1 protein-coding gene is annotated in these 1,762 nt (G+C 67.1%); it reads left to right on the top strand.

What is annotated here, in order from left to right:
* Positions 1 to 1,762, top strand: a 1,762-nt coding sequence (locus tag ABD901_RS58470) for a condensation domain-containing protein (RefSeq protein WP_345145024.1), incomplete at both ends; no start/stop codon positions are given.

Here is a 1,762-nt window from a genome sequence, read left to right as displayed (position 1 = left end):
CTCGACCGCACCGCCCTGCCCGCCCCCGACACCACAAGGCCCGACCTCACCACCACCTACCAGCCCCCAACCACCCCCACCGAACAGCTCCTCGCCAGCATCTGGGCCGAACTGCTGCACCTCGACCAGGTCGGGGTCACCGACAACTTCTTCGACCTCGGCGGCCACTCACTGCTCGCCACCCAAGCCATCGCCCGCCTCGGCATCAACCTGCCCCTCGCCGCCCTCTTCGACCACCCCACCATCAAAGACCTCGCCCACACCATCGACACCACCACCAACACCAACGTCGTCGCGCCGATCACGCCCGCCGACCGGACCAAGCCGCTGCCGTTGTCCTACGCCCAGCAACGGCTGTGGTTCCTGCACCAACTCGACCCCGACTCCACCGAATACCACCTGCCGACCCTGATCCCGCTACCCGACCCCGTCGACCCCACAATCGTGGCCCGCGCCCTGCACACCATCATCGAACGCCACGAAATCCTCCGCACCCGCATCATCACCGACCCCGACGGCATCCCCTATCAGGTCATCGACCCACCAGGACCGCTGCCGCTGCCCACGAAAGACCTCACCGACCAACCCGACCCGATCGCCGCCGCGAAAACCGCACTCCTCGACGACGCCCGCCAACCATTCGACCTCACCACCGGACCACTCATCCGCGCCACCCTGCTCCACCTCACCGACAACCGACACGTCCTCGCCCTATGCCTGCACCACATCGTCAGCGACGAATGGTCCGGCCGCATCCTGCGCACCGAACTCGCCACCCTCTACCACGGCACCCCACTCCCACCCCTGCCCATCCAGTACGCCGACTACGCGACCTGGCAACGCCAATGGCTCACCGGCCACATCCTCGACACCCAACTCCACTACTGGCGCACCCAACTCGCCAACCCACCCACCCTCCAACTGCCCACCGACCATCCCCGACCCGCCATCCGCACCCCCGACGGCGCGATGCTCGAGTTCACCATCCCCGAACCCACCACCACCCAGCTCCGCGAACTCTCCCGCCACCACAGCACCTCCATGTTCATGACCCTCATCGCCGCCTACGCCACCCTCCTGCACCGCCACACCGGCCAAACCGACATCCTCATCGGCACACCCATCGCCAACCGCAACCACAACGACACCGAAAACCTCATCGGCTTCTTCGTCAACACCCTCGCCATCCGCACCCGCCTCCACGACAACCCCACCTTCACCGAACTCCTCCGCCAAACTCGAACCACCACCCTGGACGCGTACACCCATCAAGACCTCCCCTTCGAACAACTTGTTGACGAGCTCACCCCCACCCGCGACCGCTCCCAAACCCCCCTCATCCAAACCTTCTTCAACTACGCCACCAACAACAACCGCACGGCCCAGAACACCACCGGCGAGCCCGCCGACATCGTCACCGAAACAGCGGTCCTGTTCGACCTGACGCTGTCCATCGCCGAACACGGCGACGCGCTGCACGCCACCTTCGAATACAGCACCGCACTGTTCGAGACCGCGACGATCCGGCGGCTGGCCGCGCGTCTGCAGGCCCTCCTGGCCGCCATCGGACGCACCCCAGACCTGCCTCTGTCCCGGCTCGACGTGCTCACGCCGCAGGACCGGCAGCTGCTTGCTGAGTGGGACACCGGGGCCGCGCTCGCGGTGCCGACGGTCGGCGGGGTCGAGGAACTGGTGGCCGGGCCTGCCGACCAGCCGGCGGTCGAGGCCGACGGAGTCGTCCTCACCTACGGCGACCTGGACC

It is taken from the genome of Dactylosporangium darangshiense, from assembly GCF_039537565.1.
GTDB classification, from domain to species: Bacteria; Actinomycetota; Actinomycetes; order Mycobacteriales; family Micromonosporaceae; genus Dactylosporangium; species Dactylosporangium darangshiense.
This window is presented reverse-complemented; position numbering and strand designations above follow the sequence as displayed.